Source organism: Filimonas zeae (assembly GCF_014641615.1).
Lineage (GTDB): Bacteria > Bacteroidota > Bacteroidia > Chitinophagales > Chitinophagaceae > Filimonas > Filimonas zeae.
In genome coordinates this window covers 1,375,752-1,400,822 of sequence record NZ_BMIB01000003.1, presented here as the reverse complement: position 1 = coordinate 1,400,822, position 25,071 = coordinate 1,375,752, and the positions used below count along the sequence as shown (strand labels likewise).

26 protein-coding genes are annotated in these 25,071 nt (G+C 45.9%); 21 read left to right on the top strand and 5 right to left on the bottom strand.

Annotated elements, in window-relative coordinates; genetic code table 11:
• Window positions 1-674 precede the first annotated feature (674 nt).
• The 6 genes from IEY13_RS18660 (at window position 675) to IEY13_RS18635 (ending at window position 2,910) form a co-directional block, all read left to right on the top strand.
• Complete coding sequence (locus tag IEY13_RS18660) at window positions 675-1,298, top strand: hypothetical protein (protein ID WP_188954917.1); 624 nt, start codon at window positions 675-677, stop codon at window positions 1,296-1,298.
• A gap of 3 nt (window positions 1,299-1,301) precedes the next feature.
• Complete coding sequence (locus IEY13_RS18655; protein ID WP_188954915.1) at window positions 1,302-1,703, top strand: DUF5675 family protein; 402 nt, start codon at window positions 1,302-1,304, stop codon at window positions 1,701-1,703.
• A 6-nt stretch (window positions 1,704-1,709) separates the two neighbouring features.
• Window positions 1,710-1,955, top strand: a complete 246-nt coding sequence (locus IEY13_RS18650; protein ID WP_188954914.1) for a hypothetical protein — start codon at window positions 1,710-1,712, stop codon at window positions 1,953-1,955.
• Window positions 1,942-2,139: a hypothetical protein gene (locus IEY13_RS18645; RefSeq protein WP_188955061.1), complete on the top strand. Its 198-nt coding sequence runs from the start codon at window positions 1,942-1,944 to the stop codon at window positions 2,137-2,139. Before IEY13_RS18650 ends, IEY13_RS18645 begins: the two co-directional genes overlap by 14 nt.
• A 140-nt stretch (window positions 2,140-2,279) precedes the next feature.
• Entirely contained in the window at window positions 2,280-2,738 is a 459-nt protein-coding gene (locus IEY13_RS18640; protein WP_188954911.1) for a DUF6934 family protein, read from the top strand.
• 10 nt (window positions 2,739-2,748) lie between these two features.
• Entirely contained in the window at window positions 2,749-2,910 is a 162-nt protein-coding gene (locus IEY13_RS18635; RefSeq protein ID WP_188955059.1) for a hypothetical protein, read from the top strand.
• 61 nt (window positions 2,911-2,971) lie between these two features.
• Here the strand turns inward: IEY13_RS18635 and IEY13_RS18630 are convergent, their stop codons facing one another.
• On the bottom strand, window positions 2,972-3,391 hold the full coding sequence (locus IEY13_RS18630; protein WP_229687913.1) for a putative quinol monooxygenase: 420 nt from the start codon (window positions 3,389-3,391) through the stop codon (window positions 2,972-2,974).
• Window positions 3,392-3,497: 106 nt separating this feature from the next.
• On the opposite strand from IEY13_RS18630, the gene IEY13_RS18625 reads away from it, so the two are divergent.
• Window positions 3,498-4,625 (top strand): aldo/keto reductase, encoded by a 1,128-nt coding sequence (locus tag IEY13_RS18625; protein ID WP_188954909.1) that lies wholly within the window; start codon window positions 3,498-3,500, stop codon window positions 4,623-4,625.
• 76 nt (window positions 4,626-4,701) lie between these two features.
• Here the strand turns inward: IEY13_RS18625 and IEY13_RS18620 are convergent, their stop codons facing one another.
• A complete protein-coding gene (locus IEY13_RS18620; protein ID WP_188954907.1) occupies window positions 4,702-5,730 on the bottom strand; it encodes a tetratricopeptide repeat protein in 1,029 nt (342 codons plus the stop codon).
• A gap of 222 nt (window positions 5,731-5,952) precedes the next feature.
• Here IEY13_RS18620 and IEY13_RS18615 point away from each other — a divergent pair, with 222 nt between their 5' ends.
• The 4 genes from IEY13_RS18615 (at window position 5,953) to IEY13_RS18600 (ending at window position 12,888) form a co-directional block, all read left to right on the top strand.
• Window positions 5,953-6,540, top strand: coding sequence for an RNA polymerase sigma factor (locus IEY13_RS18615; protein WP_188954905.1), 588 nt, complete (start codon window positions 5,953-5,955; stop codon window positions 6,538-6,540).
• Window positions 6,541-6,614: 74 nt separating this feature from the next.
• Window positions 6,615-7,667, top strand: coding sequence for a FecR family protein (locus IEY13_RS18610; protein ID WP_188954903.1), 1,053 nt, complete (start codon window positions 6,615-6,617; stop codon window positions 7,665-7,667).
• A 56-nt stretch (window positions 7,668-7,723) separates the two neighbouring features.
• Window positions 7,724-10,879 carry a SusC/RagA family TonB-linked outer membrane protein gene (locus IEY13_RS18605; RefSeq protein ID WP_188954901.1) on the top strand — a complete coding sequence of 1,052 codons (3,156 nt, stop codon included), beginning with the start codon at window positions 7,724-7,726 and terminating at the stop codon, window positions 10,877-10,879.
• 17 nt (window positions 10,880-10,896) lie between these two features.
• The gene (locus IEY13_RS18600; RefSeq protein WP_229687912.1) at window positions 10,897-12,888 is read left to right on the top strand and encodes a RagB/SusD family nutrient uptake outer membrane protein; all 1,992 of its coding nucleotides are present in this window, start codon (window positions 10,897-10,899) and stop codon (window positions 12,886-12,888) included.
• Between the two features lie 55 nt (window positions 12,889-12,943).
• Here the strand turns inward: IEY13_RS18600 and IEY13_RS18595 are convergent, their stop codons facing one another.
• On the bottom strand, window positions 12,944-14,197 hold the full coding sequence (locus IEY13_RS18595) for a sensor histidine kinase (protein ID WP_188954899.1): 1,254 nt from the start codon (window positions 14,195-14,197) through the stop codon (window positions 12,944-12,946).
• Between the two features lie 293 nt (window positions 14,198-14,490).
• Between IEY13_RS18595 and IEY13_RS18590 the strand changes: the two genes are divergently transcribed.
• From IEY13_RS18590 to IEY13_RS18560, 7 genes are all read left to right on the top strand, one after another.
• The gene (locus IEY13_RS18590; protein WP_188954897.1) at window positions 14,491-16,263 is read left to right on the top strand and encodes a glycoside hydrolase family 2 protein; all 1,773 of its coding nucleotides are present in this window, start codon (window positions 14,491-14,493) and stop codon (window positions 16,261-16,263) included.
• Between the two features lie 39 nt (window positions 16,264-16,302).
• Window positions 16,303-16,461, top strand: coding sequence for a hypothetical protein (locus tag IEY13_RS18585; protein ID WP_188954895.1), 159 nt, complete (start codon window positions 16,303-16,305; stop codon window positions 16,459-16,461).
• 232 nt (window positions 16,462-16,693) lie between these two features.
• Window positions 16,694-17,077 carry a response regulator gene (locus IEY13_RS18580; protein ID WP_188954893.1) on the top strand — a complete coding sequence of 128 codons (384 nt, stop codon included), beginning with the start codon at window positions 16,694-16,696 and terminating at the stop codon, window positions 17,075-17,077.
• Between the two features lie 137 nt (window positions 17,078-17,214).
• Window positions 17,215-17,613, top strand: a complete 399-nt coding sequence (locus tag IEY13_RS18575; RefSeq protein ID WP_188954891.1) for an SPW repeat domain-containing protein — start codon at window positions 17,215-17,217, stop codon at window positions 17,611-17,613.
• A gap of 71 nt (window positions 17,614-17,684) precedes the next feature.
• Window positions 17,685-17,918: a hypothetical protein gene (locus IEY13_RS18570; protein WP_188954889.1), complete on the top strand. Its 234-nt coding sequence runs from the start codon at window positions 17,685-17,687 to the stop codon at window positions 17,916-17,918.
• Window positions 17,919-18,122: 204 nt separating this feature from the next.
• Complete coding sequence (locus IEY13_RS18565; protein WP_188954887.1) at window positions 18,123-19,067, top strand: manganese catalase family protein; 945 nt, start codon at window positions 18,123-18,125, stop codon at window positions 19,065-19,067.
• Between the two features lie 16 nt (window positions 19,068-19,083).
• Complete coding sequence (locus tag IEY13_RS18560) at window positions 19,084-19,785, top strand: DsbA family oxidoreductase (protein WP_188954885.1); 702 nt, start codon at window positions 19,084-19,086, stop codon at window positions 19,783-19,785.
• Here IEY13_RS18560 and IEY13_RS18555 read toward each other — a convergent pair.
• Window positions 19,776-20,543, bottom strand: a complete 768-nt coding sequence (locus IEY13_RS18555; RefSeq protein WP_188954883.1) for an acyl-CoA desaturase — start codon at window positions 20,541-20,543, stop codon at window positions 19,776-19,778. The genes IEY13_RS18560 and IEY13_RS18555 overlap by 10 nt on opposite strands.
• Before the next feature lie 299 nt (window positions 20,544-20,842).
• Here IEY13_RS18555 and IEY13_RS18550 point away from each other — a divergent pair, with 299 nt between their 5' ends.
• The 3 genes from IEY13_RS18550 (at window position 20,843) to IEY13_RS18540 (ending at window position 23,958) form a co-directional block, all read left to right on the top strand.
• On the top strand, window positions 20,843-21,163 hold the full coding sequence (locus IEY13_RS18550; protein ID WP_188954881.1) for a hypothetical protein: 321 nt from the start codon (window positions 20,843-20,845) through the stop codon (window positions 21,161-21,163).
• A gap of 620 nt (window positions 21,164-21,783) precedes the next feature.
• On the top strand, window positions 21,784-22,596 hold the full coding sequence (locus IEY13_RS18545; RefSeq protein WP_188954879.1) for a family 16 glycosylhydrolase: 813 nt from the start codon (window positions 21,784-21,786) through the stop codon (window positions 22,594-22,596).
• A gap of 624 nt (window positions 22,597-23,220) precedes the next feature.
• A complete protein-coding gene (locus IEY13_RS18540; protein WP_188954877.1) occupies window positions 23,221-23,958 on the top strand; it encodes a hypothetical protein in 738 nt (245 codons plus the stop codon).
• Window positions 23,959-24,006: 48 nt separating this feature from the next.
• Here the strand turns inward: IEY13_RS18540 and IEY13_RS18535 are convergent, their stop codons facing one another.
• A complete protein-coding gene (locus IEY13_RS18535) occupies window positions 24,007-25,056 on the bottom strand; it encodes an alpha/beta hydrolase (RefSeq protein WP_188954874.1) in 1,050 nt (349 codons plus the stop codon).
• Between the last annotated feature and the right edge of the window lie 15 nt (window positions 25,057-25,071).

Sequence of the window (25,071 nt, the reverse complement as noted above, 5' to 3'; positions counted from 1 at the left end):
CAATCGGGCAACGGTGCAGAACGGCCGTTCGGCCGCGGTTTACTTACTCCTGTTTTACCGGGTACTGCGCAGAAAACGGGAATAGTAAACAACGGCTTGCCACCGCCCAACTGTCAGGCATGTTATCACTTACAAGGCATTTTTACAGCTGTGCATCAGGCGTGCGTGTTGCGTACATGGGGTTGGTATAGTCCACCCGGGCTGCGCGGCACAACAAGCGCAACCCTGTGTGTGTACGCTACAAGGGTTGGTACAGTCCACCCGGGCAGCGCGGCACAACAAGCGCAACCCTGCGTGTGTACGCTACAAGGGTTGGTACAGTCCACCCGGGCAGCGCGGCACAACAAGCGCAACCCTGCGTGTGTACGCTACAGGGGTTGGTATAGTCCACCCGGGCTGCGCGGCACAACAAGCGCAACCCTGCGTGTGTACGCTACAAGGGTTGGTACAGTCCACCCGGGCTGCGCGGCACAACAAGCGCAACCCTGTGTGCGTACGCTACAAGGGTTGGTACAGTCCACCCGGGCTGCGCGGTACAACAAGCGCAACCCATTGTGTGTGCGCTACAAAGGTTGGTTCAGTACACCCGGGCTGCGCGGCACAACTATACAAAGGCCTTGTAAGCAACTGCCGGAACCGGAATTTTTATTACAACACATTCTAAATGAAACAAAATGACCAGAAGATATAATCATTTTATTCCACGTGGCGATGCAGATCGTGGCAGATGGTGCTTTAATTTAAAAGAAAAGGTTGTTACGTATGCCACGGCACTGAGTCTGCCGGCAGAGTTGGTTACTTTGATAGAAACACTGTGCCAGGGTACCATCGACAAAACCAATAAGGTTACCGTAAAACAGCAGGAATACCAGGAGGCCGTTGCCGCCAAAAACATGCTAATAACCAATGAGCTGGCTGAGCTTTCCAAAATAGCCGGTATTATTAAGCGCAATCCCGCCTATACAGAGAGTATAGGAAGAGATCTGAACATTATTGGTTCCAGCAGTAGCATTGATACCAATTATGTTAAACCCACCATGCGTGCAGAAACCTTTCCGGGTTATGTATCCATTACTTTCAGCAAGCAACAGCAGTTGGGTATCTGTTTGTATTCGCGCCTCAAAGGAAGTCTTGGGTGGGAGCTGCTGGGCAGGCCACGCGTATCGCCTTTTAAAGACAGGCGCCCACTGGCAGACAATGCTATTGCTGAAACCCGGGAGTACATGGCGGTTTGTTGGGATGGCGAGGAAGAGTTTGGCCAGCAAAGTGATATAGTGTTCACCTTATTCGGAGGCTAAGCTATGATACTTACACTCACCAGAACCTACTATGCCAAAGGAACCAACGGCGTGTTGGAAGTAAACGGTAAAGTTTTCTGTTATACAATAGAACTGCCGTGGAATAACAATAAGCGCCAGGCTTCCTGTATACCGGAAGAAACCTATTTTCTGGCAAAGCGCTTCAGCGTAGACTTTAAGCACCACTTACTGGTGCAGGGGGTAAAAGATCGTACGTATATCCTTATTCATCCGGCCAATAATGCCCTGCGGGAACTACAGGGGTGCATTGCACCGGTAACCACCCTCACCGGTGAAGGATGTGGCGATGAATCACGGGCAGCGTTTCGCCCGTTGTTGAAGCTGGTTAGCGCGGCTATTGATAAAGGAGAAAAGGTTACACTTATTATTCAATCAAAAAAATGAGCATGTATGTCTCAGTCATTAACCATTAAGCAAAGGCTGGTGTTGCCTACGCCCCCTTTCTTCATAAAACTACAGCTGGCCGGTGCCATGCTGGCAGCAGCAGGCGGCGCGTTGATGGCTGCGCCCGTACCAGCCCTTGTGGCAAAAATTGCAGGTTACCTGGTGGTAGCCGGTGGGGTAGCTACTACTGTTGGCCAGACAGCAGTAAAAGACAACACCCTGCAGCAACTGGTTGCCAATGAACAGCAGTAACTATTGGGATGAACATTCCAAAGCAGGTATGGCAGGCGGTTTATTATGCACGCTTACTGTAACCATACCAGGTGCCGAAATTGTAAAAACCATTGTACTGGCAGCAGTGGGGGCGTTGGTAAGCTTTGGAGTGCCGTTGTTACTGAAAACAATAGTGCTGTACTTTAAAAAAGGAGGGAAGTAGAAGGAGTAAGCCGTCTCAGGAGTGAGGCGGCTTTTTGTTTATTGACTGGCAGTGTAGCTCTGAATAAAATGAACAGAGTATTTATCATGCTGGAAAATATCTTCGCCAGCTTTCCATGAAAAGCACAATCATTTAAACATATGAAATATGAAAAGTATGATGATGTAAAGGTTTCTTCCGATAGGTTGGAGTATGGTTTTATAAGTTATGGCCCCAAAGGGGCTATACAGAAGATTATCCATTTTGATTTTATTGAGGAGGTGGGGGTGTATAACCTGGCATTTGGGAATTTGAAGCCAGATGGTAGTATTGATGATTTATCTGTAAATGACAATCAGGATAGAAATAAAATTCTGGCAACGGTAGTATATTCGGTATCTCTTTTTTGTAAAGAATACCCTCATGCCTGGATTTATTTTTCTGGCAGTACTGCTCATAGAACAAGATTGTACAGGATGGCTATAGCTGTCAATCTGGATGAGTTATCTGCTGATTTCGAGATACTTGGGTTGGTAAAGGATATGGAGGGTTTTGTTCATATTCCTTTCCGGAAAGGGATTGATTATTTTGGTTTTTTAATCCGCAGAAAAAATGTTTAATTTTGTAATTATGAAGGAGAAAGATAAAGAACTGATTGAGTATGCAAAGACGCTGGGCATCAATTTAACCATTGACCCCTCTCTGGATAAGTATTCAGGCAAAACGATATTTCCGGAAAAGCTTGCAGAAGCTAAGAAGGTTTTATTGAACATGAAGCCGCTTCCTAAGTAGACCATTCTAAATAAGGAATATTAAAATCCACCTCAAAAGGGTGGTTTTTTATTAGTGGTACTCACTTCATCTTCCTGAATATCTGCAACATGCTTTGTTTATCCAGCGCCTCCATATCCACCAGCCTCAGTTGCTTCACCATCTTCTGCGTAGAAGTTTTATAAACCAGAAAGTGAGGGGTTTTTAAATGGGCCTGATAAGCCTGCTTACCGGCGTAAATTTCCACTATCCTTATTCTTGCAGAATCCTGCTGCTCAAACATGGGAAAGATAGCAATTACGCCGGGTTCTTTTGCTATAGAAGCGGAAGCTTCTTCTTTCAGAATCTCCTTGTACTGTTTCAGATGTTCCGGATACACTTCAATTTCTGCAATGCTTACCATCATATCTTCCCCGGCCTGCTTTTTCTGCGCGCCGGCGGTTAATACTATAAATGAAAGAAGAAGGGTGGTTACAATTGATATGGATGTATAGCTGGTCATTACAATATTTTAAAGAGGTAGTAAAGAAAGTGGTTTAAAGGTAGCATACATCAGCTTATAATGGTCCGGCATTTGCGGGCATTGAATACTTGTTAACCACAATTCTATGGAAAGAAGAAGATTTTTGGAAAAGGCCGCTATGGCTTCGGCAGGAATAATGTTCAGTTCAGCTATCTCGCCTGCCCTGGGTGCGGGCACAGGCAGGAGTGAAGAGCGGAAGCAGACCGCCCCTGTAGCCTCCGGTAAACGCTACCGCCCCCAAACGCTTTCCGGCTTTGGAGGTGTTGCACTGGGCAATGGTTTTCAGGCCAATCCGGATGTGGAATGCCTACAGGCAGTAGAGGCTGCATGGAATGCTGGTGTGCGGTATTACGATACCTCGCCCTGGTACGGCCTGGGTATTAGTGAGCGCAGGATGGGGCTGTTTTTAAAAGATAAACTGCGGGAAGAATTTACGCTTTCCACCAAAGTAGGGCGTATACTTACCCCACATGAAAACTTTACACTGGAGCGTGGGTTGTGGAAGGGTAAACTGAATTTTGGGTATAAATATGATTATACTGCTGCGGGCGTGCGCCGTAGTGTGGAAGAGAGTCTGCAACGGTTGGGGCTTTCTTCTATTGATATTGTGTTTATTCACGATCTGAGCCCTGACAACCAGGATATGAAGGAGAAGTGGCTGGATTACTTTGCTATAGCAGCAAAAGGTGCAATGCCCGAACTGACAAAGATGCGGGAAGAGGGATTGATTAAAGGCTGGGGCCTGGGGGTGAATACCATTGAGCCTATTTTGAAAACCATAGAAGTAGCTGATCCGGATATTTTTCTTTCTGCCTGCCAGTATTCCCTAACCAAGCATGAAGATGACCTGAATAAAGTATTCCCTAAAGTGGCTGAGCGCAACATAAGCATTGTAGTAGGCTCACCGCTGGATGCAGGCTTTTTATCGGGTAAAGACCGGTACCTCTACAGCGGTAAGTTTCCGCAAGGCGTTAAAGAAAAACTGGCGGCGTTACAGCGTGTTGCGTCTAATCACAATGTTGACCTGAGAACGGCGGCTTTACAGTTTTGTGCGGCACCGGAGGTGGTTTCTGCGGTAATACCCGGTGCGCATACTCCACAGCAGGCAGCTGAAAATGCGGCTTCCTTTACAGCAAAAATACCGGCTGCTTTTTGGGAGGAATTAAAGAAGGAAAAACTGATAGCAGTCAATGCGCCGGTACCCAAAGGTTAACCCGGCTATTGTATAGGTTGATTGGCAAGAGGCAGTAGGAAACCAAATACTGCCTCTTGTTGTATTGCTTAGCTGCTTATTTATTGGCGTCAATAGCCTTTTGAATATACTCAATGGCCAGATCTAAATTTTTAGTAACGCCAATACCTTCCTCGTAGCATTTGGAAACTTTTTGCATACCATAATAATAACCATGGTCGGCAGATTTTTTAAACCAGGCAAATGCTTCTTCATTACTTTTAGCCACGCCCGTACCGCGTTCATATAAAAGGCCGATGTTATACATGGATGCTCCATGGCCTTTGGTGGCGGCTTTAGTATACCACGCCAATGCTTCTGCTGTATTTTTTTCAAGGTTTATACCACCGTAGTTGTATAACCTTCCTATGGCATTTAATGCCTCTGTACTTCCTGCATTCACTGCCTTCGTATACCATTGTATAGCCTGGCCGTAATCTTCCGAAGACCCATAGCCATAACTATACATATTTCCCAGATATTCCAGTGCCGTTGCATTTTCCTTTGCTGCCGCTTTTTTAAACCAGCTCATTGCCTCGGGATAGTTTTTAACACCTTTCATACCAAAATAATTCAGGAATCCTAATCGTACCATGGCCATAGAATTGCCTTTTTCAACTGCTTTTAAATAGGAGGCTATTTTGGTAGTATAGTCGGTGTAGTTAGTATCATTGTACCCTGCCAGGTACTCGGGCATTGTTTTAAATGCTTCTGTTTCCTTTAGCCTGTTTATAATTTTCTGGATATTGTAAACGGTTTTAAACTTGTCTTCCACCACGTTATCCTCATTGGCATTGCTAAACTTCATGTACGCATCTACTTCCTTAGTCAGATGCGGCAGATGTTTATCCTTCGGGTTTTCATAATCACATAGTTTATCCAGCGATGTAATGGTAAGGTAGCTGATATTCGGTGCCCATTTACCCAGCAGTGTTTCAGCGGTAGCCAGTTTTTGAATCGCTTCTTCATAACGCTCCTCACTATAGGCTGCTTCAGCTTCCTGGTATTCTATTTTTGCCTTCAGCTGATCCTGTGAAAAGGTCTGGATACAGAGTATTGTAAAAACGGACAGTAGTACCTGCTTCATAATTCTTATGCTTAAAACTGCCAAATATGAAGCAGGCGCTCCGTTAATTCAATACCTGGTAATGGGTATTTTGCTTTTTTATGCTTTCGGAGATGGGGAAAGTGCTGTGCGCTGGCCGAAAATCCGCAAAAAAGCAGCACTATTCCATTGTATATGAGCAGAAGGGGCTAAATTCGGTGTTGATTATATTATCGCACGATTTAATGCCATGCCGGAACAGAAATGACGCACTATTCTGCTTTGGACGATATTAGGTTACTTCACCTGCTTCAGGAAAATGACGAAGCTGCATTTGCAGAGATGTACAACAGGCACTGGGAAGCGTTATACGCCACTGCTTATAACATTATACGCCAGGAAGCCGTTGCCAAAGATGCGGTGCAGGAGGTATTTATTACGTTATGGCAGCGTAGAAACGAAGCGGATATACAAGCATTACTCCCTTATTTAAAGCAGGCGGTTCGTTTTCAGATTTTAAAAGCCATACGTGCGCAAAAGGCGGATGAGCAGTTTTACACACGGTTAGCTGCTGTAACCGTGGATGTTATGTATAACAATCCCCTGCTTTTTAAAGAAAACGAAGCCCTGTTCAGAAAAATTATCCACTCACTGCCCGATGATTGCAGGCAGGTTTTTCTGTTAAGCCGCGAGCAGCAATTTACCTACAAACAAATAGCCGGCTGGTTAAATATATCGGAGAAAACCGTGGAGAAAAAAATGACTATCTGCTTAAAGCATGTAAAACATATGCTGGCGCAGAGCGATGCCCTTACCGTATCCGTACTCCTCATTGTCTGTTTTTGTGATTAATTTTTCCGGTTCAAAAAAAATATTCCATTTTCCGTAGGGTATACCTTATTGTTTTGGTACCTACATATACAGGCATGATCAAAAAGACCTTCATAACGCTGATAGATAAGTACCTGTCTGGTACCGCCACCACAAGTGAACGGAACCTGATAGAAGTGTGTATGGATAAGCTGGAAACAGATGCAGATAGCAGTGCTGTTACCGGCGGGCCGTTAAAAGAAGCGATGTGGCAGGCCATACTGGCTGGTACGATGCACGAACAGGAACCAGTGCCGGTGCGCAAAATAGCCTGGTATGCTAAAACGGGTGTGTATTGGGCTGCGGCATGTGTGGCCTGTGTGGTAGCAGCAACGGTGGTGTTGGTGAATAACAGGGAGCAGCCTGTACAGGAAGTAGCAAAAGAAACCAGTAAGCCTGGTGTTCCGTATATACGGCATATACAGAATATACATAATAAAGATACTCCTATACTGTTACCGGATGGCTCTGGTGTGGTATTGAGTGCACATAGTGCGCTTAGTTATACCGAACCTTTTACCGGTAAAAGGGCAGTTACATTAACCGGCAAGGCAGAGTTTAGTGTAAAAGCAGACAAAGCGCACCCTTTTAGTGTGTTGAGTAAAGCGGTTAATACCGTGGTATTGGGTACTAAGTTTATGGTTACGGCGTATGAGCAGTCTGCACAGATAAAAGTGCGCTTATTTGAAGGAAAGGTAGTGGTGCAGCCCGTTAGCAGGCATGACAAAAAGATGCCGGACGATTTCAGGTTGGAACCCGGACAGGAGTTTGTGTACAGCAACCGTGCTATGGCTTATGTAAGGCCCTTTGGTAAAAAGGCAGAAGCAGAGCATGATGCCGTGGAGCTGGCAGGGCAGGCCGTTACGCTGCCTGCGGGAACCAGCGGTGCCTGGAACCTGTTTAACAACCAGCCGCTTGGGCTGGTGTTTGATCAGCTGTCTGAATTATATAACGTAAAGATTGTTTATAATAAACAGGATGTAAGACGGAAATATTTTGTGGGCAGGTTTAACAAAGCCGATTCGCTGGATATTATTCTTAAGTACATCACAACTGCCAACAGGTTGACTGTTGTGAAGGAAGAAGAGGTGTATTACATCCGCCGTTAACGAATGCTTCAGACCCTATCCGGAGCTGCTATTATTCACTTTTAATTGTTTGCTTTATGAGAATGCAACGTTCCCGCTGCAGGTGCTTCCTGCTGCTGTTTACTCAACTGTTTTTCTTTGCCGCCGTGGCCCAGGAAAAGGGCAGTGCCGTTACCGGTGTGGTACACACGGCTAAAAACGAACCGGTAGTGGGTGTTACCGTTATAGCACGTAACACAAAAACCAATTACTCGGCAGGCACTTCCACAGACTCATTGGGTGTTTTTTCTTTTTCACGTTTGCCCTCGGGAGGGCCTTACAGCTTTACGTTTTCTGCCATGGGGTACGAGGGGCAAAGCCTGACGGGTTATACCATTAAAGCCGATGCTTCTTTATCGCTGGTGGTAGAAATGAAGGACAGCGTAGCTGCCATGCTGGATCAGGTAGTGGTAGTAGGCTATGGTACCAGAAAAAAGGGTACGGTAACCAGTGCCATTGCCAGCGTAAGCGCGGAAGAAATACGCTCACGCCCGGTAGCCAATGCGTTACAGGCTATACAGGGTAAGGCGGCTGGTGTGGACATTACTTCTAACGAACGGCCTGGTGAATCTGGTGGCATTACCATACGTGGTGTACGCTCCATCAGTGGTGGCAACGGTCCGCTGTTTGTGGTAGATGATGTGCCTTTGAACTTTGGTGGTATCAATGCCATTAACCCCAACGATATTGAAAGTATTGATGTACTGAAAGATGCATCTGCTACGGCTATTTACGGCTCACGTGGTGCCAACGGTGTGGTGCTGATTACTACCAAGCGTGGTAAGAGTGGTACTTTAACCGCCAGTTATGTGGGAACAGTAACGCTGGAAAAGCAGTACGACAGAATGGAAATGATGAATTCGGCTGAGTATATTGAGTTCAGGAGAAATGCTTACCGCAGAATCAGATACCTGAACCCTGCCACTACTGCGCCTAATTACCCGGACCAGCCTACACTGGCAGATGATCAGCGTATTTTTGGCCAGGACCCTATTGCTTTTGCCAATATTCAGAAGGGATGGGTAAACGGCGTATGGAATCCAGGATTGGTGCCTACTACTGACTGGACGGATTATGCTTTACAGGATGCGCTTACGCAGGACCACACCATCAGCCTCAGCGGCGGCTCGCAGAATGTAAGGGCTTATGGTTCATTCGGTTTTCTGAATAACCAGGGTACACAAAGAGGGCAGGATTACAGGCGTTACAGTGCCAAGTTTAGTGTAGACCTTGCTGCCGGCAAATGGTTCAGCATGGGCGGTAGTGTAAACACCTCCTATGGTTTTCAGAACTATGGTTTTGCCACTACCAATGCTACCGGACCGGGTAATTTTTACGCAGCGTTGCAGGGTATGCTGCCCTATGCGGTTCCTTACGACAGTTTAGGTAAGCGTATTTTGTTACCAGGGGGCGATATTAATATTGTAAACCCGGTAGATGAAAACCGGTACAACATTAACCTGCGCAAAACCTTACGGGTGCTGGGTTCTATTTATCTGGAAGCGAAACTGGCCAAAGGCCTGAAGTACCGTGTAAACTTTGGCCCGGATTTTCAGACTTATTACAACGGCCGCTGGATGGATGCGCTTTCTGTTAACCGTGGCGGCGGTAACCCCGGATCAACCAACCAGGCGCAGTTGAACCAGACAAGTAACATTTCCTGGACACTGGATAACCTGCTTTACTACGATAAAAGCTTCCGTGGTAAACATTCACACGATATTAATCTGACTTTGTTGCAGACTGCGTTGTATAACCGCTCAGAGAATTCTGCTATGATGGCAACCAAACTGCCATTGCCCAATCAGAAATGGTATGCGTTAAACACCGTTTCTGCGCTGGATGCGTTCAGCACCGGCCTGTCAGAAAATGCACTTACTTCTTATATGGCCCGGGTTAACTACACCCTGGATCAGAAATATATACTGAATGCCTTTATACGTTGGGATGGCGCCAGTCAGTTGGCAGCCGGTCATAAATGGGATATGTTTCCCTCTATATCGCTGGGCTGGAGATTGGACAGAGAGTCATTTCTGGAAAATGTAAAATGGATAGATCAGCTGAAATTACGCGGCGGCTATGCCACCGTGGGTAATGCTGCAGTGGGGCCTTATACCACACTGGGTGCCTTACAGGGGCTTTATTATACTTATGGCAATGCCGCACAGCTGGGTTATGTGCCTTCAGACCCTACAGCAGCTAACCCGGCTACTTACCCGGATCAGAACCTGGGTTGGGAAAAAACCACACAGATTAACCTGGGCGTAGATTTCAGCTTTTTCGGTGGCAGACTGAATGGTTCACTGGATGTTTACAACACCAAAACCACCGACCTGCTGTTGAACAGGGCATTGAACCCGGCTACAGGGTATTCAGCCATTCTTACCAACATTGGCGCTACCAAAGGCAAAGGGTTTGATCTGAACCTGACCAGCGTTAACCTGCGTAACCGCGACTTTACCTGGAGCAGTACGTTGAATATGTCTGCTTCGAGAGAGAAGATTGATGTGCTGGCGTATGGTAAGCAGGATGATCTTGCCAACTTATGGTTTATAGGCCAGCGCGTTTCTGTGTATTATGATTATGATAAAGCCGGCATCTGGCAAAATACAAAAGAAGACCTGGATGCGATAGCTAAATACAAAGCCAACGGACAAACCTTTAACCCCGGTGATGTTAAGGTAGTAGATCAGAACGGTGATTTTAAAATTGACGCTATTAATGACCGCGTATTACGTGGCCATTCACAGCCCAATCTGGTAACGGGCCTTACCAACGATGTAACCTATAAAAACTGGGGCTTCTCTATTTTCATGTATTCCAGAATGGGCTTTACTATTCCAACAGGTGCGGAAGTGTTACAGGGCCGGTTTTCACAACGCAGAGTAAATTACTGGACGCCCGATAACCCTACCAATGAATACAATGCGCCCAACTACAATAGCGCAGGTGGCGATCCGTACCGCAGTGCTATGAATTATCAGGATGGATCATTTATTAAAATCAGGAATATAACGCTGTCTTACAACCTTACAGCGGCACAAAGCAAGAAGTTGCATATGCAGCATTTGAAAGTATATGTGCAGGCGCTGAACCCCGGACTCATCTATTCTAAAGTAAGCTGGATAGATCCGGACCTGGGTGGTAACACCTTTAACAGAGGCCTGGTGCTGGGCGTAAATGCAAGTTTCTAATTTTAAAACAACTTACTATGCAACTTACCATATTGAAAAAGATAACAGCGGCATTAACGGTTTGTGGTGCTATGATGCTGATGCCCTCCTGTAAAAAAAGTTTTCTGGAAGAAAACCTGATTACTACCAAAAGTTTGCAGGATTATCAAACCCCGCTGGGCCTGGATGATTTGTCTATTGGTATGTATCAGAACCTCAAGTTTCATTTCAACTATGAGTGGGCGTACACTACTACCAACTATGGGGTAGACGAGTTTTGCGTGGGTGGTGACCGTACCATGCAATTCTGGAACTCGTACGATGCAAACCTGAACAGCCTTACCGGCGATGTGGGTACGCTGTTTGCCAGTATGTATGCCAACATTAACTCGGCCAATATTCTGATTGAAAATGTGCCGTTGTATTATGGTGATGGTGCCAACAGGAATACGCGCCTGGGTGAGGGATATTTTATGCGTGCATTTGATTACTTTAAGCTGGTAAAGCAGTTTGGTGGCGTACTGTTGAAATTAACGCAAACCAAAACCCTGGAAACAGAGTTTGGACGTAGCACTGCCAAAGAAACCTACGCACAGGTAATTAAAGATTTTACAGAAGCGTATAACCTGCTGCCACCCACGCCTGCCGAAACCGGTAGAATTACCAAATATGCAGCAGCGCATTTTCTGGCAAAGGCATATTTGTTCCGCGCAAGTGAATTGTATGATGAGTGGAACAGTGATACCAAAACATCTGATCTGGATAGCGCTATTAAATACTCTGAAATTGTAATTACCAGCGGCAAACATTCCCTGGCTTCCAATTTTGCAGAGTTGTGGAATTTTACCACGCCTGATGGCCCTAACGAAAAACTGCCTGAGATAATACTGGCTGCACAGTTTTCTAACAACGTTACCACGCAGGGCCGTTACGGCAATCAGGTACACCTGTATTACCCTTCGGTATATCAGAACCTGGCAGGTATGGTGCGTGATTTGTCTGGTGGCAGGGAGTTTCAGCGCCTGCGTTCTACCGATTATGCGCTGGATGTATTTGACCGTGTAAACGATTCCAGATTCTGGAAAAGTTTTAAAACCCGTTATGTATGTAATAACCCGGGTACCGCTCCCAAATGGGATACCAGCAATGCAGCTACGCCTGCAATGGTTGGGCAGCCGCGTTTTACACTGGGGCAGGAATCTATCCTGTACATTGTTAACAATGCCGGTGATACCCGGTATACAGGCATCAGCCCTAAAATACCTACCAGCATCCGTTTCCGGGCGCCACATATGTTTGTTCGTTATTTTGCCGGACAGGCCGAAAATATGATTGGCTCGCATGGCAACTATGAGGCAAGCCGTTTTGTAGCGCTTTCCAAATTCATGGATGGCTCACGCAACGGAGTACCTTCTCAGTTTGGACAACGGGATGGTATACTGGCCCGCCTGGCAGAAACTTATCTGATAGCAGCGGAAGCCTACGGACGTAAAGGCAACTACGACCAGGCCGTTACTTACATTAACATGGTGCGCGACCGTGCTGCCTACAAAGCAGGGGAGGATCGTGCTGCTTATACAGACGGTGGTGTGGCGTACAAAACCAATCCTGTAACAACCAGTAATGCTTCTTATTCAGACAGAAATACGTATTATGAATCTAATAACAATATGGCGGTAACTACCGCCAGCACCTTATCATCTATGCACCTGAACAGCTCTGCAGATATCTTCAACTCCACCGGTGATTTCTACGACAAGCTGGGCGCGGGTAGCAATGGCGATAAGTTTATAGCCTTTATATTGAACGAGCGTTCCCGCGAGCTGATGGGAGAGCTGATGCGTTGGGAAGACCTGGCAAGAACCAAAACACTGGTAAAACGTTGCAACACGTTTAACGATGAAGCAAGGCCAGTGGCACCCAAACATTATCTGAGACCTATACCACAAAGCTACCTGGATGCCAATAACAAAGACGGTCGCCCGCTTACCGCAGCGGAAAAGACTGCTTTGCAAAATCCGGGCTGGTAAACATTTTCATATAGCACAAAGCACACACGGGGCGGGTATTATTACCTGCCCCTTTTTATTGGGGCAGTGTTTTAGGAAATACCAGGCAAAACCGCGTGCCTTTACCGGTTTCAGAGTCTACTATAATAAAGCCGTTATGATGCTCTATAATTTTTCTGGCCTGCGATAAACCCATGCCTATGCCTGCATATTGTTCTTTGGTGTTGAGCCGTGCAAACAAATCAAAAATCTGGCTGCTATGGCCCCGGTCAAAGCCAATACCATTGTCTTCAATGCATACTTTATAATAGTTGTCTTTATCTGTAAGGTGTGTATAGGCTGCCAGTTCTTCTGCTGTTACATCACAGCCATACACATTAATTTCTACCGGCACCAGCGGGTTGGTAAAGGTTAAGGCATTATCCAGCACATGATAAAAAAGCTGGCTGATCTGCTGGGGAATGGCAGGCAGAATAGTTAGCGTGCTCCGGTGTACAAGGGCCTCTTTGGCCGCTATTTTAAACCGCAGCCGGTTTAAAACTGCTTTTAACACGGTATCCAGATCCACCAGTTGAAACTCGTCTGTTTTTTGTTCAAAATCTGAGAAATCTGTAAGGTCGTTAATCATGGTGCTGAATTCAGCAGCCAGAATATTAATCTTGCCTGCAATGGTAACTGCCTTATGGTTAGGCGGCAAATTCATATCCTGCTCCAGCATACCTGAAAACAACTGTAGTTTACGCAGCGGCTCCTGCAGGGTGTGGCGGCTGATGTGTGAGTACTGGCGTAGATTATTCTGTGATTGCTGGAGCTGAAACCGGGTAGATTCTAACAGTTGGTTTTGCTGTGCCCGTTGCTCCTGCGAATAGAGGTGGAAAGAAATAAGATCGGCATACAGGGCGAACATAGTAGCCGCATTCATGTCCGATAAGGGAATGGGCAGGGGATCAATAGCGCACAGTGTGCCGAAAAAAGTGCCGTCTTTCAAAATAATGGGCATAGATATATAGCTTTGAAAGCCATATATCCGGGGTGTATGGTGATTTTTAAACCGCTCGTCTTCACGCACATGATCAATTACTACCGGTTCGCCGGTAGATCGGATATCGTTACAGATGGTGGTTTCAATCTGTAGTTCTCCACCTGCTTTTAAACCAAACTCAATATCATCTTTTACCACACAGGCAATCCACTGTTTTTCTGTTACCCGTGCCACAGCGGCAAAGCGCATTCCGGTACTGCGGCAAACCAGATCCAGGATAGAGGGAATTATTTCCAGCGACTGAATTTTCTGAATGTCTTCCAGTAGCTTTTTATCAGGCATCTCCATATTCTCAAACATAATTACTGAACAACCATTCCGGCATAAAACCGAGGCTTATTTGCTAAAAATAGCTTTTTCCTGCAAACCTCCCTAATTTACGGGTGTGGATGCACTAATGTAAACCGGACTGTAATCATGCTGATTGGTTATTACCTGCCTGCCAGGCAGCGTGGTGCAAAATAAAAGAGGGTACCGGTTCATTTACACCTATCTTTAGAATACTGATAAAACGGCTGATCGCTTCACATGTCCGCAAAATCTTCACCCCGCGTAATCTTTCTATCAGCAAAAGATAATTTATGAGTACAGATGACAATCCGCTTCCACGATCGGTAATACGTCCTAATTCTTTTGTGTTGCTGAATGGGATATGGAATTTTGAACCGGATGCTGATAATATAGGGTTAACGGAACAATGGCAGCAGGCGCACGCCTATAAGCATATTGCCCACTGGCCGGGCAGTGTGGAAGCGCATATGGCTAAACTGCAGCCCGCACAGGCAAGCTGGAAAGACAGGGTGGTGGTGTGGTATGAACGGCTGTTTACTGTTCCGGAAAGTTTGGGAGCAAGCCTGAACCCCAATTCGCTGTTACAATTAACACTGGGTGCCTGTGGTTATGAAACGCGGGTATGGTTAAATGGCATTTTGCTGCAAACCATAGAGGGAGAGGAGGTACACCGGGGGGAATACACTTCCTTTTCGTATGAGCTGGATGCGGCGCTGCTGCAGCCGGAGAACCGGCTTACCATTCGTATAGAAAGTACAATGGATGCCGATACGCCCAGGGGTAAGCAGGAATCATCGGTATACAAACGCGGAGGTATCTGGTACCAGACCTATACCGGTGGTGTACGCAGCATCTGGCTGGAAACAGTAGAGCGTAACCGCCTGCGCTCGCGCATTGGCGTGGTAAGTGTAATAGAAGACAATCTGGTGCGGCTTAATTTTACCACCCGCATACATGATGCGGGTATGTACACCATAAAACTGCAGGTTTTTAACCGCGCAGAGCCAACGGCCCTGCCGGTTGCCACAGACGAATATGCTCTTTTTATAGAAGCCGGACAGAAAAAGCAGCGCCTGGTAATTGAAATACCGGATGCACAGCTATGGACACCGGAAAACCCGCATTTATACCGGCTGGTGGCGCAGTTACAGGATGCTACAGGGTATAGCGCGCAGATTAAATCGAGCTTTGGATTAAGAAAGATAGAGGCCAGAGGCAGGTATATATACCTGAACAACAAGCCGGTATATCTGGATGGCATTTTATACCAGCCCGGGTTAGCTGATTACGAGCTGATTCAGCTGCACATGCACGCGATGAAGAAGCTGGGTTGTAACCTGGTGCGTATTCATATAGCCGGTGTGGACCCGCGCATATACGACCTGGCGGATAAACTGGGCCTGTTGCTGTGGGTAGAAGTACCCAGCCCGCACCGTTCCTCTCCCAAAAGCCGTGAGAACCACCAGGCAGAGTTGCTGAGGATGCTGGCGTTGATGGGTACGCATCCTTCCATTGTAATATGGAGCCTGTATAATGAAGACTGGGGCGCACAGGATATAGCTACCAACCCGGAAACGAGAAAGTATATTACAGATATGTATCATTATCTGATGATAGCCCATCCGGAGTTTCTGGTGGTGGACAATGATGGCTGGCAGCACATTTCTTATGAAGGGCGTTTGAAGAGCGATTTGCTTACCGCCCATTTGTATACGGCTAACCTGCCCAAATGGAGCGAACTGCTGGATTTGTTTATAACCGGCAGACAGTCTGGCGTAGCTGCTTTTCCGCTGGTAGTAGGCGACCCTTTCTTTTTCAGAAAACAGGTGCCCCTGGTGGTAAGTGAATGGGGCGGCTTTGGTTTTGTGGAGTATGGCGGCCCTAATGATAACCAGGAGCGTAGCCGGCAGATACAACTGTTTAAAGCCGAGTTACGGAAACGGCCCATTGCCGGAGATGTATATACCCAGGCTACAGATATTGAAGAGGAGCGCAATGGATTAATTGATTTTGCCACGGGAGCATTGAAAGTACCTGCGGGCTTACTGGCATCTCCCCTTTAACGTGCAACGGATGTTTCTATTGAATACTGGGTAGATGGCGTGTTGAAAAGTACGCAGACAGGCGCCAACTTTGTAGGCAAGCGCTTCAATATTATTATTGATTATCAAATGGAAGGCTCTTCCGGTTCGCCTGGTCCTTCCAGTACTACCTACATGCGTGCACGCAACGTACTGGTAGAAAAGAGTGCTACTTTATAGCTTTATAACATGATCAACTAACAGATTGCTTTGGCTTCCCTTATTTCCCGTTCTGAATTCCGTACTGCTTCGGGTGATTATAATACTTGTAATTTGAAGTGTATCTTTGAGTAAAGTGGAGACATGATTAGCCTTTGAGGCTGGAAGGGATACAACGTTGCATTGCTTCTGATCTGTTGCCTGCTTTGCTAACAAGCTGTTTTTCAGTAGCGCTTGTATTAAAAAAGCACCTATGATAAATTACAGGCAAATTTTACTGGTAGATGATGATGTGGACGATATTGCCTTTTTAGAGCAGACCATCCGCAGAATTGATCCATCCATAGAATGTAAGCATGCAAAAAACGGGATGGAAGGGCTTCAAAGCCTGGCTATTGAAAAGCCCGACCTCATTATTTCTGATATTAATATGCCCGTAATGGACGGAATATTGTTTTTACAGCAGGTACGGGATGTATTGAAGTTGTCTGTTCCTTTTATTATGACTTCCACCTCTTCGTGGGAACAATATCTGGCGGTATCATTAGGTGCAAATTATTTTCTGCCTAAAAGCACCAGCCTGTCAGAACTGTATACGCAGTTACATAATGTGCTTCTGATGGATTTTTCCGGTTGAACAACGCAATCCATCCCATAAATAACCCATAATCATTTTTATTAAATAAGTGTTGGCCTTATTTGGGCAAAATAAGTGGCGTTACCGGCATAACCGTGCCCATTAATACAGGGTATAGTTTTTATGTTGTTAATGCTATGAACATTATATCAACCAAAGTACACGGATACCTCGATTACATTGTTGGCATTGCACTGATATTACCCTGGGTACTAAGCTATGAAGGAACGCCGGCATTGGTTTCTTCTTTAGTAGGCCTGATAATACTTGTGTATAGCTTTATGACCAATTACGAAGCGGGAGCCATTAAGGCAATATCTATGAATACCCACCTGGTTATGGATTGTATTACCGGGGCTTTGCTGATTGCCTCTCCCTGGCTGTTTAAATTTTCTAACACCATCAGCACTCCATTTGTAATGGTGGGCGTGCTGGAAATACTGGTTGTGCTGTTAACCAGGCCGAAGCCTTCCGGCAGACTGAATGAAGTGGCCGCGCAGAAAGAGCGGGAGCGGAAAGGGGCTGTTACAAGATAGTATTTCAATAATTAACACCCAGGTTTGTGAAAAGAGATGAACGCCAGCCTGGATAAACCAAAGGAGGATATATGTCTGAATTGAATCCGCAGGCGGAAGGTGAAACCACCAAAAAAATTGAGTCGCAAACTGCGAAGCTGCCATCTACTGTTTTTTTAACCGCTTCGCTGGCGGCAATGGCAGTATCGTTAGGGTTAAGATGCGCCGGTAAAAAGCACGCCAGCCTTTTTGTAGGGCAATGGGCTGCCCCCTTTTTACTGCTGGGCATTTACAATAAAATTGTAAAAACAGAAGGGCACGATTAAACTTGTTTGTACGCGTGTTTTAAGGAAGAAGGAGGTCGTGATTATCATCATGGCCTTCTTTGTTTTCAGGATGTTGTAAAACCCTGAATGGGTACTGTACGGGGCTTTTTTTGCAATAGTTGCAAAATTATCATATTACAATAAATACTTTAATTATCAGGGTATAGGGTATGCTTATTGGGGCTATAGGGTAAATTAATTATTATGTTCTATCATGTAAAAGAACTTCAGTTTAATGCCCGGGTATCGCGTCCCGATCCAGGTTTTGCTTCCTTATTGCTGGAGCAGTTTGGCGGCGCCAACGGAGAGCTGGCAGCGGCATTGCGTTATTTTGGACAGGCGTTTGGTGCGCGTACCCCTTTTCCGGATAAGTATGATTTGCTGATGGATATTGCTACAGAAGAGTTTAGCCACCTGGAAATTGTGGGTGCTACTATTCAGATGCTGTTGCAGGGCATAAACGGCGATCTGAAGAACGCCGCCAATGAATCTGAAATTATGCAGATGCTGGATGGTAAACAGCGGAAAGAAGAGTTTATTCATCAGGCTATTGTTGCGCCTCAGTTTCTTACTTCCAGCGGCGGTACACCTGCCTATACCAACAGCCAGGGTGTGCCATGGACGGCAGCCTATATTAATGGCGATTGTAACGGCGATTTATCGGTTGATCTGCGGTCTGATATTGCGGCAGAGTCCAGAGCAAAAGTTACGTACGAGTACCTGTTACAGTTTACCGATGATCCGTATGTAAAAGAAACGCTTCATTTTCTGATGGCCCGTGAAGTAGCCCACTATCAGATGTTTGAAGCTGCTCTGCAAACGATAACACCCGCTTTTCCACCAGCCGTGTTACAAAGCGATCCCCGATATACCAATCTGTACTTTAATATGAGCAACGGCTCTGAAGTGCGTGGCCCGTGGAATGAGGGCGAGAGTACACAGCTGGGAGAGGTATGGCAGTATGTGAATGATCCGGTGCAATATGTGCTGGACACCAATGGTATGCTGAATACAGAGCCGGATGGTACTGAACGCACTAATGACAGTGTGAATGTGTTAGATCAGCAGATGAGTGCAGAAAAGAGTGAGGAAATAAATGCGGCGGTGCCCGTGGGTGAGCAGGCGTGGAGCCAGAGTGCCATAGATTAAACCGTAAAATGACTTTGTGAACATAGAACAAACAGCAAAGGACATAAGCGCAAACAGTGTTTCTGCAGCAGCGGACAGGATAGAGATAGTATACTATACCGATCCGCTTTGCTGTTGGAGCTGGGCTTTTGAAAAGGCCTGGCAACAACTAAAACACAACTATACCATAACTGTACGGTATTGCATGGGAGGCTTACTACCCAACTGGAATAATTACAACGATCAGCTGAACTCTGTAACCAAACCCCTGCAGATAGGCCCGGTATGGATGCTGGCCGGGCAGCTATCCGGCACGCCCATACATCACAGAATCTGGTTTACCGATCCGCCTGCATCTTCTTACCCCGCCTGTGTGGCCGTTAAATGTGCTGCAAGGCAATCTGCGGAAGCAGAAGAACAGTACTTAACTTATTTAAGAAAGGCAGTTATGATAAACGGGCAGAATATTGCCCGTAAAGCGGTGTTACTGGAAACAGCAGCAACGTTAGCGAAGGCATTACCGGGTGTGTTGGATGTGGAAGTATTTACCAAAGATCTTACAAGCCCGGAAGTAATAAACAGTTTCAGGGCAGACCTGCAGGAAACCAGTTACCGGAACATTACCCGTTTTCCTACACTGATGATTCACCAGGCGGGAAAAAAAGGCGTACTGGTAGTAACCGGCAACCGGCCTTATGAAGCAATAGCGGGGTTAATAGACCGGTATATTCATTCGTGAACCCGGGGCATATGCATACGGCTTGCAGGCGCAGTAGCCGGTAACTTTATAATCTTACACCAGCTCAACAACCGGATAACCGGATACACCGGATCAATTTCATGCCAGCGCTTTCCAAAATTAACGGACGAGGGATTTTTGTGATGGTTGTTATGATACGATTCCCCTAACATCAGCATATCAATAGCCAGTAAATTCTGAGAGGTGTTTTTAAGCTTAAAATTCACATACCCGTACTTGTGTGCAAACCAGTTAATAACCGCCCCGTGAAAAGCGCCCATAGCCACCATAACCGGCAGCAATAACAAAAACCACAGGGTAGGCGAGAAAAGCAATACAACTACAGTATACAACGCGGCCCATATAATTCGCGAAAGGGAGGAGCTTGCAAGCTTGTCAAACACAGGCCAGCTGGGCAGGTTTTTGGTAAAGCGTTCTTCCACCTTCATTTTACCTTTGAATATGCTTACATAAAACTGACGTGTACGCCACATCATACCAAATAGGTTTTTGGAAAACTGGGGAGAATGCGGGTCCATATCGGTGTCTGTATAAGCATGGTGCATTCTGTGCATGATAGCATAGGCTGCGGGGCTCATATAGGAAGAGCCTTGTGCTATATAGGTGCAGATGAAAAAAAAACGCTCCCACGGGCGGGTCATTTTAAAGGCCCCGTGCGCGGCATACCGGTGCTGGAAAAAGGTTTGAAAGAACAGGGAGGAATACCACAGGGCAATAAAAAAAAGGATAACGGCCATAAAACAGGTTTTAAAAATAAGGAGAGAGAAAACGCCTGAAAAGATTTAAACCGGCCCGGAATGCGTGAGGTACGTAAGGGGAAAGAAAAGAAATTAAAATGCGGTTTCTGATATATGCAAGGTAGGGAATTACTTGTTAATTGAAAGGTAATACTTGCGGTTTGAAGGTTTTGCCACCTGCTATCTGCCGTGTACGGTTGAAACGGCATTTTTTACATTTCAACAATAAGCCTGGCAAGGTATGATTTCCGGGAACTAATTTTGCTGTAACAGTACCCAATACAAACCGATTGCAAGTTATGCATACTGAAGTGTTTAAGCTGATTCCGGATGTGGCGGAAAACGGAATGATTACCTCTGCATTTTCTTTTGAACCTTTTGTTCGTTACCTGGAAGGGAGGGTGGCAGAAATTCCTGTAATAAACCGTGCAGGAATGGAATCTGCAATAACTTCTTTCAGAAACAGTTATAGCATATGCTGTACCATCTACAAGTACCTGGTAAAAGCCACTGCCGGTTGCTTCATAAGTGGCGCTGGTGGCGCCGGAAATGTCAACCCACGGGCCGCTGGCGCTGGTGCCCTGCTACCATTTGTAGCTACTGCCTGTTGGGGCTGTTAACACGGTACTGCCTCCCTGACAAAAACTGGCATTGCCGGTAATTCCGGATTGGGCAAAAGGGCAGGTTGCAATCAATAGCAGGGTTATCAGGCAAATAAATTTGCTCATGTATTAAAAACGTTGTGATAGATGAACGGATAAATAGGGCAGACTATGCCTGAGTAACGGATAACAAATCTGTTATATGTTTTTCCGGAAAATAAAGTGCAACATGAATGGTTGCTGCATAAATGAATTTATCAGCGTAAAGCAGTTGGGTAAAAGTAGTTTGCATAAACAGCAATGGATATTTAATAACTATAATATTTGTGCTATTATGCTTTAATAAGCATAAACTGAGCGCTTTGTCTGGGGGGACTGCTAACAAACTGTTAGCGAAGTTTGAAATAAATTCCTGTTATAACAACTATTAGGGTTGATTTTTTTATTAAGTAATCCTGCTGTTTTTCGCTGTGTGGCCTTTGATGGTGCGGGGCTCCGGCTTTTCACCCCTCTATTTTCCGGGTTTGCCCCCTGCATGGTTAATTAAAATTTTGTTTCTTGTTAATACCTAAACACCTGAAAAACAAGAGGGAGGCCATTAGTTAACCAAACGAAAAAGTATGAAAAAAATTCATTGTATGATTCTACTCCTTTTGCTGGGGGCAACAGCCTGCAAAAAAGAGAATGCTGCAGAAACGGCAACAGATGAAACCACCACCACTAACAATCACAATTCACCCAATGCCGCGGCTTTGTTATCCTGGGTAAACGTGATTCCCACTTCATCTTTTAGTTCCTTCAGTACGTATTGGAACAACCTATATCCCTGGGGATCAGATCATAACGGATCTGCCAGAATGCGGGCGGCCAATATTTCGGTATCGTCCGGCGTGCTTACGTTTACCAGTACACCCACCAGTGGGGTAGGCAACAGCAACAAAGACCCTTATCTGCCTATCCGTTACTATTCCGGTACTATTTACGCCAAAGCTGTACCGGTAATAGATGATGCCTGGCCCAAATGGCATTTTAAGGGCGAGTTTCAATGCGAATCGCAAAGGGGTACCTGGCCGGCTTTCTGGGCTACGGGTGCCGATTCCTGGCCGCCGGAAAGTGATTTTATGGAGTTTAAAGGCAGTACTACCTGCTGGCTGAACACCTATAAAAACCCGGCTGGCGGCTGGAGTAGTGTGGGGACCGTTGTTTCTAATCCGGGCAACTGGCATACTTACTCCGTCTATTTTACCAAAATAAGCGCTACCGATGTTTCTATTGAGTACTGGGTGGATGGGGTATTGAAATCTACCCAAACAGGCGCCAACTTTGTGGGCAAGCGCTTTAATATTATTCTTGATTATCAGATGGAAGGCTCTTCCGGTTCACCCGGGCCAACCGGTACTACCTATATGCGTGCGCGTAATGTACTGGTAGAGAAGAGTGCTACTTTATAGTATTATAAACATGATCAACTAACAGATTGCTGAAGGCCTCCCTCTTATTCAATAATCTGCTCTCCCTATCACCGCGATATTTCGCGGTACTTTCCGGTAAACCCTCAAATAAATGCTTTGCCGGAAACACTGCGCAACAGTCTTCCCAACAAAGAAATTGCATCAAACCGGCTGGCCTTCATTAACTGATTACTATGCGGATATTGTAAAAAAGCTTCCGGAAAAACCTATACTGATTGGCCAGCTGCCTCTATCAACATTAAGATCAGGAATGATAAAGCTGGGACTGAAAGAAGGGATATAGCGAATAGGGAGAGCCATAAAAAAGAGAAGGGGGGAATAGACATTCCACCCCGTTTTGTTAAATCCAATATCCTATGAAAAACCTGTACGAAGATAATATTTATTGCATTACCTGTACGTTTACACTTCCTGATTAATGATAATTTAAGCCCGTATTTTAACCTTTCCGGCTTAAAATACTCATTTCCAGGTACTGAAATAATACCGGTTGACTTTGCAGGTGCCTGACCATCAGGTTAAAGGTTGCAACAATGACCAGGTGGGGCCTGCTTTGCCATTGCAACTTTTATATATCTTCGTTACTATACCTTAATCAATCATATGAAAGTAGTTGCATTGTTGTTCGCGCTGTCTTTGGCTGTTGCAGCCCACTCTCAGAATACCATTCATAATTACAGGTACGTGCTGGTGCCGGAGCGGTTTGAGTTTTCTAAATCAGACAATCAGTATGGGCTGAATACATTTTCAAAGGCATTGCTGGAAGGAGTGGGGTTTACGGCTTTTATGAGCGATGAAACTTTACCGGCAGAAGTGGCTGCCAATAAATGTGGGGTATTGAAAGCGGAAGTGGTGGAAAAGAAGCGTTTTTTATCAACCGGGTTAACGCTGATACTAAAAGATTGCCTGGGAAACGTTGTTTTTAAAGGAGAAGAAGGGAAAAGCCGGGAAAAAGAATGGGAGCTGGCGTATTCTGAGGCCCTGAGAAATGCTTTTGCCTCACTTACTGCTGCGCAGTATAAATATGACAGCACTACGGCTACACCCGTTGCGGCTGCACCCGTAGTAAGCTCCGTACCTGCTGCTATACCCGCCGCGGTACCCGCTACAGTGGCCGAAAGCGGGAATGTATTGTATGCGCAGGCCAACGCAAATGGCTACCAGCTGATAGATACCACGCCTAAAAAAGTAATGACCCTGCTGAAAACTTCGCAGCCGGATAGCTTTATTGCAGATGACGGCACATCGAAAGGCATTGTGTTCAGAAGAAACGGCGAATGGTTTTTTGAGTATTATAAGGAAGACAAGCTGGTTTCTCAGAAGCTGAGTATTAAGTTCTGATATATACCTGCTGCTTCCGGAACTATTGCCCGGAAGCAGCAGGTTGCCTTACTGGCAATTACTTTTCCGTGGATTATCTGTAGAGCCGCAGGGAAAAAGGTATTTGCTTTGCAGAAACAAAGGGGTTGGGTTATCTGTAACAGTAAGCGGGGTTAACGCCTGTCCGTTGTAGGAAGGTAGTGTAACCTGTGCTGCTGACCCGTTGCCCAGTGCTGTGTTTTTTGCAGCCGCATTGCCGTTAAAGCTGTAGTCTGCCAGGGCGTCCAACAGCCGGTATACCACATAATAATCATAGGCATCATAAGCATTACGCGTGTTAGGTAAATCGTGCCCGGCAGTATACGTGTAGCCAGGCAGTTCTGTCTTTTTTACCAGAATATAATCCTTCTCTGCTGCTGGTATATTAATGTTTTTAAAAATATCTATGGCCAGCCTGTGGTCGTTGGTTACATCATCGTTAAACACTTCCGTAATAAGTCTGGTATTGGCAGGAAAGCTCTGCAGCATGCTATCGGTAAGCTGATGGGCATACCACTGCGCCATTACAAATAAAAACCGGCCATTCGCGCCCCAACCCTCCTGCGTAAAAGCACGGTGGCCCAATGCAAAAGAAGCGCCGCCGCCAAAAGAGTGGCCCATAAAACCCACTTTGCGGGTATCAAGCATGTTGGGATAGTTAGCAACAGCCTTTTTAAAACTTTGCCACAGGGTATTGTACCGGTCATCTATAGAAACGCCTGTAGTAGGGTAGGGCGCAAATACCACTGCATAACCCTTTTTGGCAATAAACCCGTACAGTCCAATGTTGTAAGAGCTTTCTTCACCACCATATGGGTGCGAATAAAATATAACAGGCACAGGGCCGGTAGCTTCTTTGGGGTAAAACACTTCTACCAGCTTGCCGGTGTAAGTGGGGCTGGCAAAACTAACTTTGGCAACGGTGTAGTTGCCATCTTTTCCGTACCCGCCGGAAGGCCGGCTTACCGGCCCGGCCAGATCATCATCTGTAGTTCCGGAACTGTCGTCATTAGCGGTGGAAGATTTGGTGCACGCGCATGCGCACACAAACAAAAGCGAAAGCAGAAATACAGGTTTCATATCTATAGTAATGGG

Excerpts from the sequence above, each read along its gene's own strand:
- IEY13_RS18660 (WP_188954917.1), top strand. The coding sequence starts at position 675 with ATGACCAGAAGATATAATCATTTTATTCCACGTGGCGATGCAGATCGT.
- IEY13_RS18655 (WP_188954915.1), top strand. The coding sequence starts at position 1,302 with ATGATACTTACACTCACCAGAACCTACTATGCCAAAGGAACCAACGGC.
- IEY13_RS18650 (WP_188954914.1), top strand. The coding sequence starts at position 1,710 with ATGTCTCAGTCATTAACCATTAAGCAAAGGCTGGTGTTGCCTACGCCC.
- IEY13_RS18645 (WP_188955061.1), top strand. The coding sequence starts at position 1,942 with ATGAACAGCAGTAACTATTGGGATGAACATTCCAAAGCAGGTATGGCA.
- IEY13_RS18640 (WP_188954911.1), top strand. The coding sequence starts at position 2,280 with ATGAAATATGAAAAGTATGATGATGTAAAGGTTTCTTCCGATAGGTTG.
- IEY13_RS18635 (WP_188955059.1), top strand. The coding sequence starts at position 2,749 with ATGAAGGAGAAAGATAAAGAACTGATTGAGTATGCAAAGACGCTGGGC.
- IEY13_RS18630 (WP_229687913.1), bottom strand. The coding sequence starts at position 3,391 with ATGACCAGCTATACATCCATATCAATTGTAACCACCCTTCTTCTTTCA.
- IEY13_RS18625 (WP_188954909.1), top strand. The coding sequence starts at position 3,498 with ATGGAAAGAAGAAGATTTTTGGAAAAGGCCGCTATGGCTTCGGCAGGA.
- IEY13_RS18620 (WP_188954907.1), bottom strand. The coding sequence starts at position 5,730 with ATGAAGCAGGTACTACTGTCCGTTTTTACAATACTCTGTATCCAGACC.
- IEY13_RS18615 (WP_188954905.1), top strand. The coding sequence starts at position 5,953 with ATGACGCACTATTCTGCTTTGGACGATATTAGGTTACTTCACCTGCTT.
- IEY13_RS18610 (WP_188954903.1), top strand. The coding sequence starts at position 6,615 with ATGATCAAAAAGACCTTCATAACGCTGATAGATAAGTACCTGTCTGGT.
- IEY13_RS18605 (WP_188954901.1), top strand. The coding sequence starts at position 7,724 with ATGAGAATGCAACGTTCCCGCTGCAGGTGCTTCCTGCTGCTGTTTACT.
- IEY13_RS18600 (WP_229687912.1), top strand. The coding sequence starts at position 10,897 with ATGCAACTTACCATATTGAAAAAGATAACAGCGGCATTAACGGTTTGT.
- IEY13_RS18595 (WP_188954899.1), bottom strand. The coding sequence starts at position 14,197 with ATGGAGATGCCTGATAAAAAGCTACTGGAAGACATTCAGAAAATTCAG.
- IEY13_RS18590 (WP_188954897.1), top strand. The coding sequence starts at position 14,491 with ATGAGTACAGATGACAATCCGCTTCCACGATCGGTAATACGTCCTAAT.
- IEY13_RS18580 (WP_188954893.1), top strand. The coding sequence starts at position 16,694 with ATGATAAATTACAGGCAAATTTTACTGGTAGATGATGATGTGGACGAT.
- IEY13_RS18575 (WP_188954891.1), top strand. The coding sequence starts at position 17,215 with ATGAACATTATATCAACCAAAGTACACGGATACCTCGATTACATTGTT.
- IEY13_RS18570 (WP_188954889.1), top strand. The coding sequence starts at position 17,685 with ATGTCTGAATTGAATCCGCAGGCGGAAGGTGAAACCACCAAAAAAATT.
- IEY13_RS18565 (WP_188954887.1), top strand. The coding sequence starts at position 18,123 with ATGTTCTATCATGTAAAAGAACTTCAGTTTAATGCCCGGGTATCGCGT.
- IEY13_RS18555 (WP_188954883.1), bottom strand. The coding sequence starts at position 20,543 with ATGGCCGTTATCCTTTTTTTTATTGCCCTGTGGTATTCCTCCCTGTTC.
- IEY13_RS18550 (WP_188954881.1), top strand. The coding sequence starts at position 20,843 with ATGCATACTGAAGTGTTTAAGCTGATTCCGGATGTGGCGGAAAACGGA.
- IEY13_RS18545 (WP_188954879.1), top strand. The coding sequence starts at position 21,784 with ATGATTCTACTCCTTTTGCTGGGGGCAACAGCCTGCAAAAAAGAGAAT.
- IEY13_RS18540 (WP_188954877.1), top strand. The coding sequence starts at position 23,221 with ATGAAAGTAGTTGCATTGTTGTTCGCGCTGTCTTTGGCTGTTGCAGCC.
- IEY13_RS18535 (WP_188954874.1), bottom strand. The coding sequence starts at position 25,056 with ATGAAACCTGTATTTCTGCTTTCGCTTTTGTTTGTGTGCGCATGCGCG.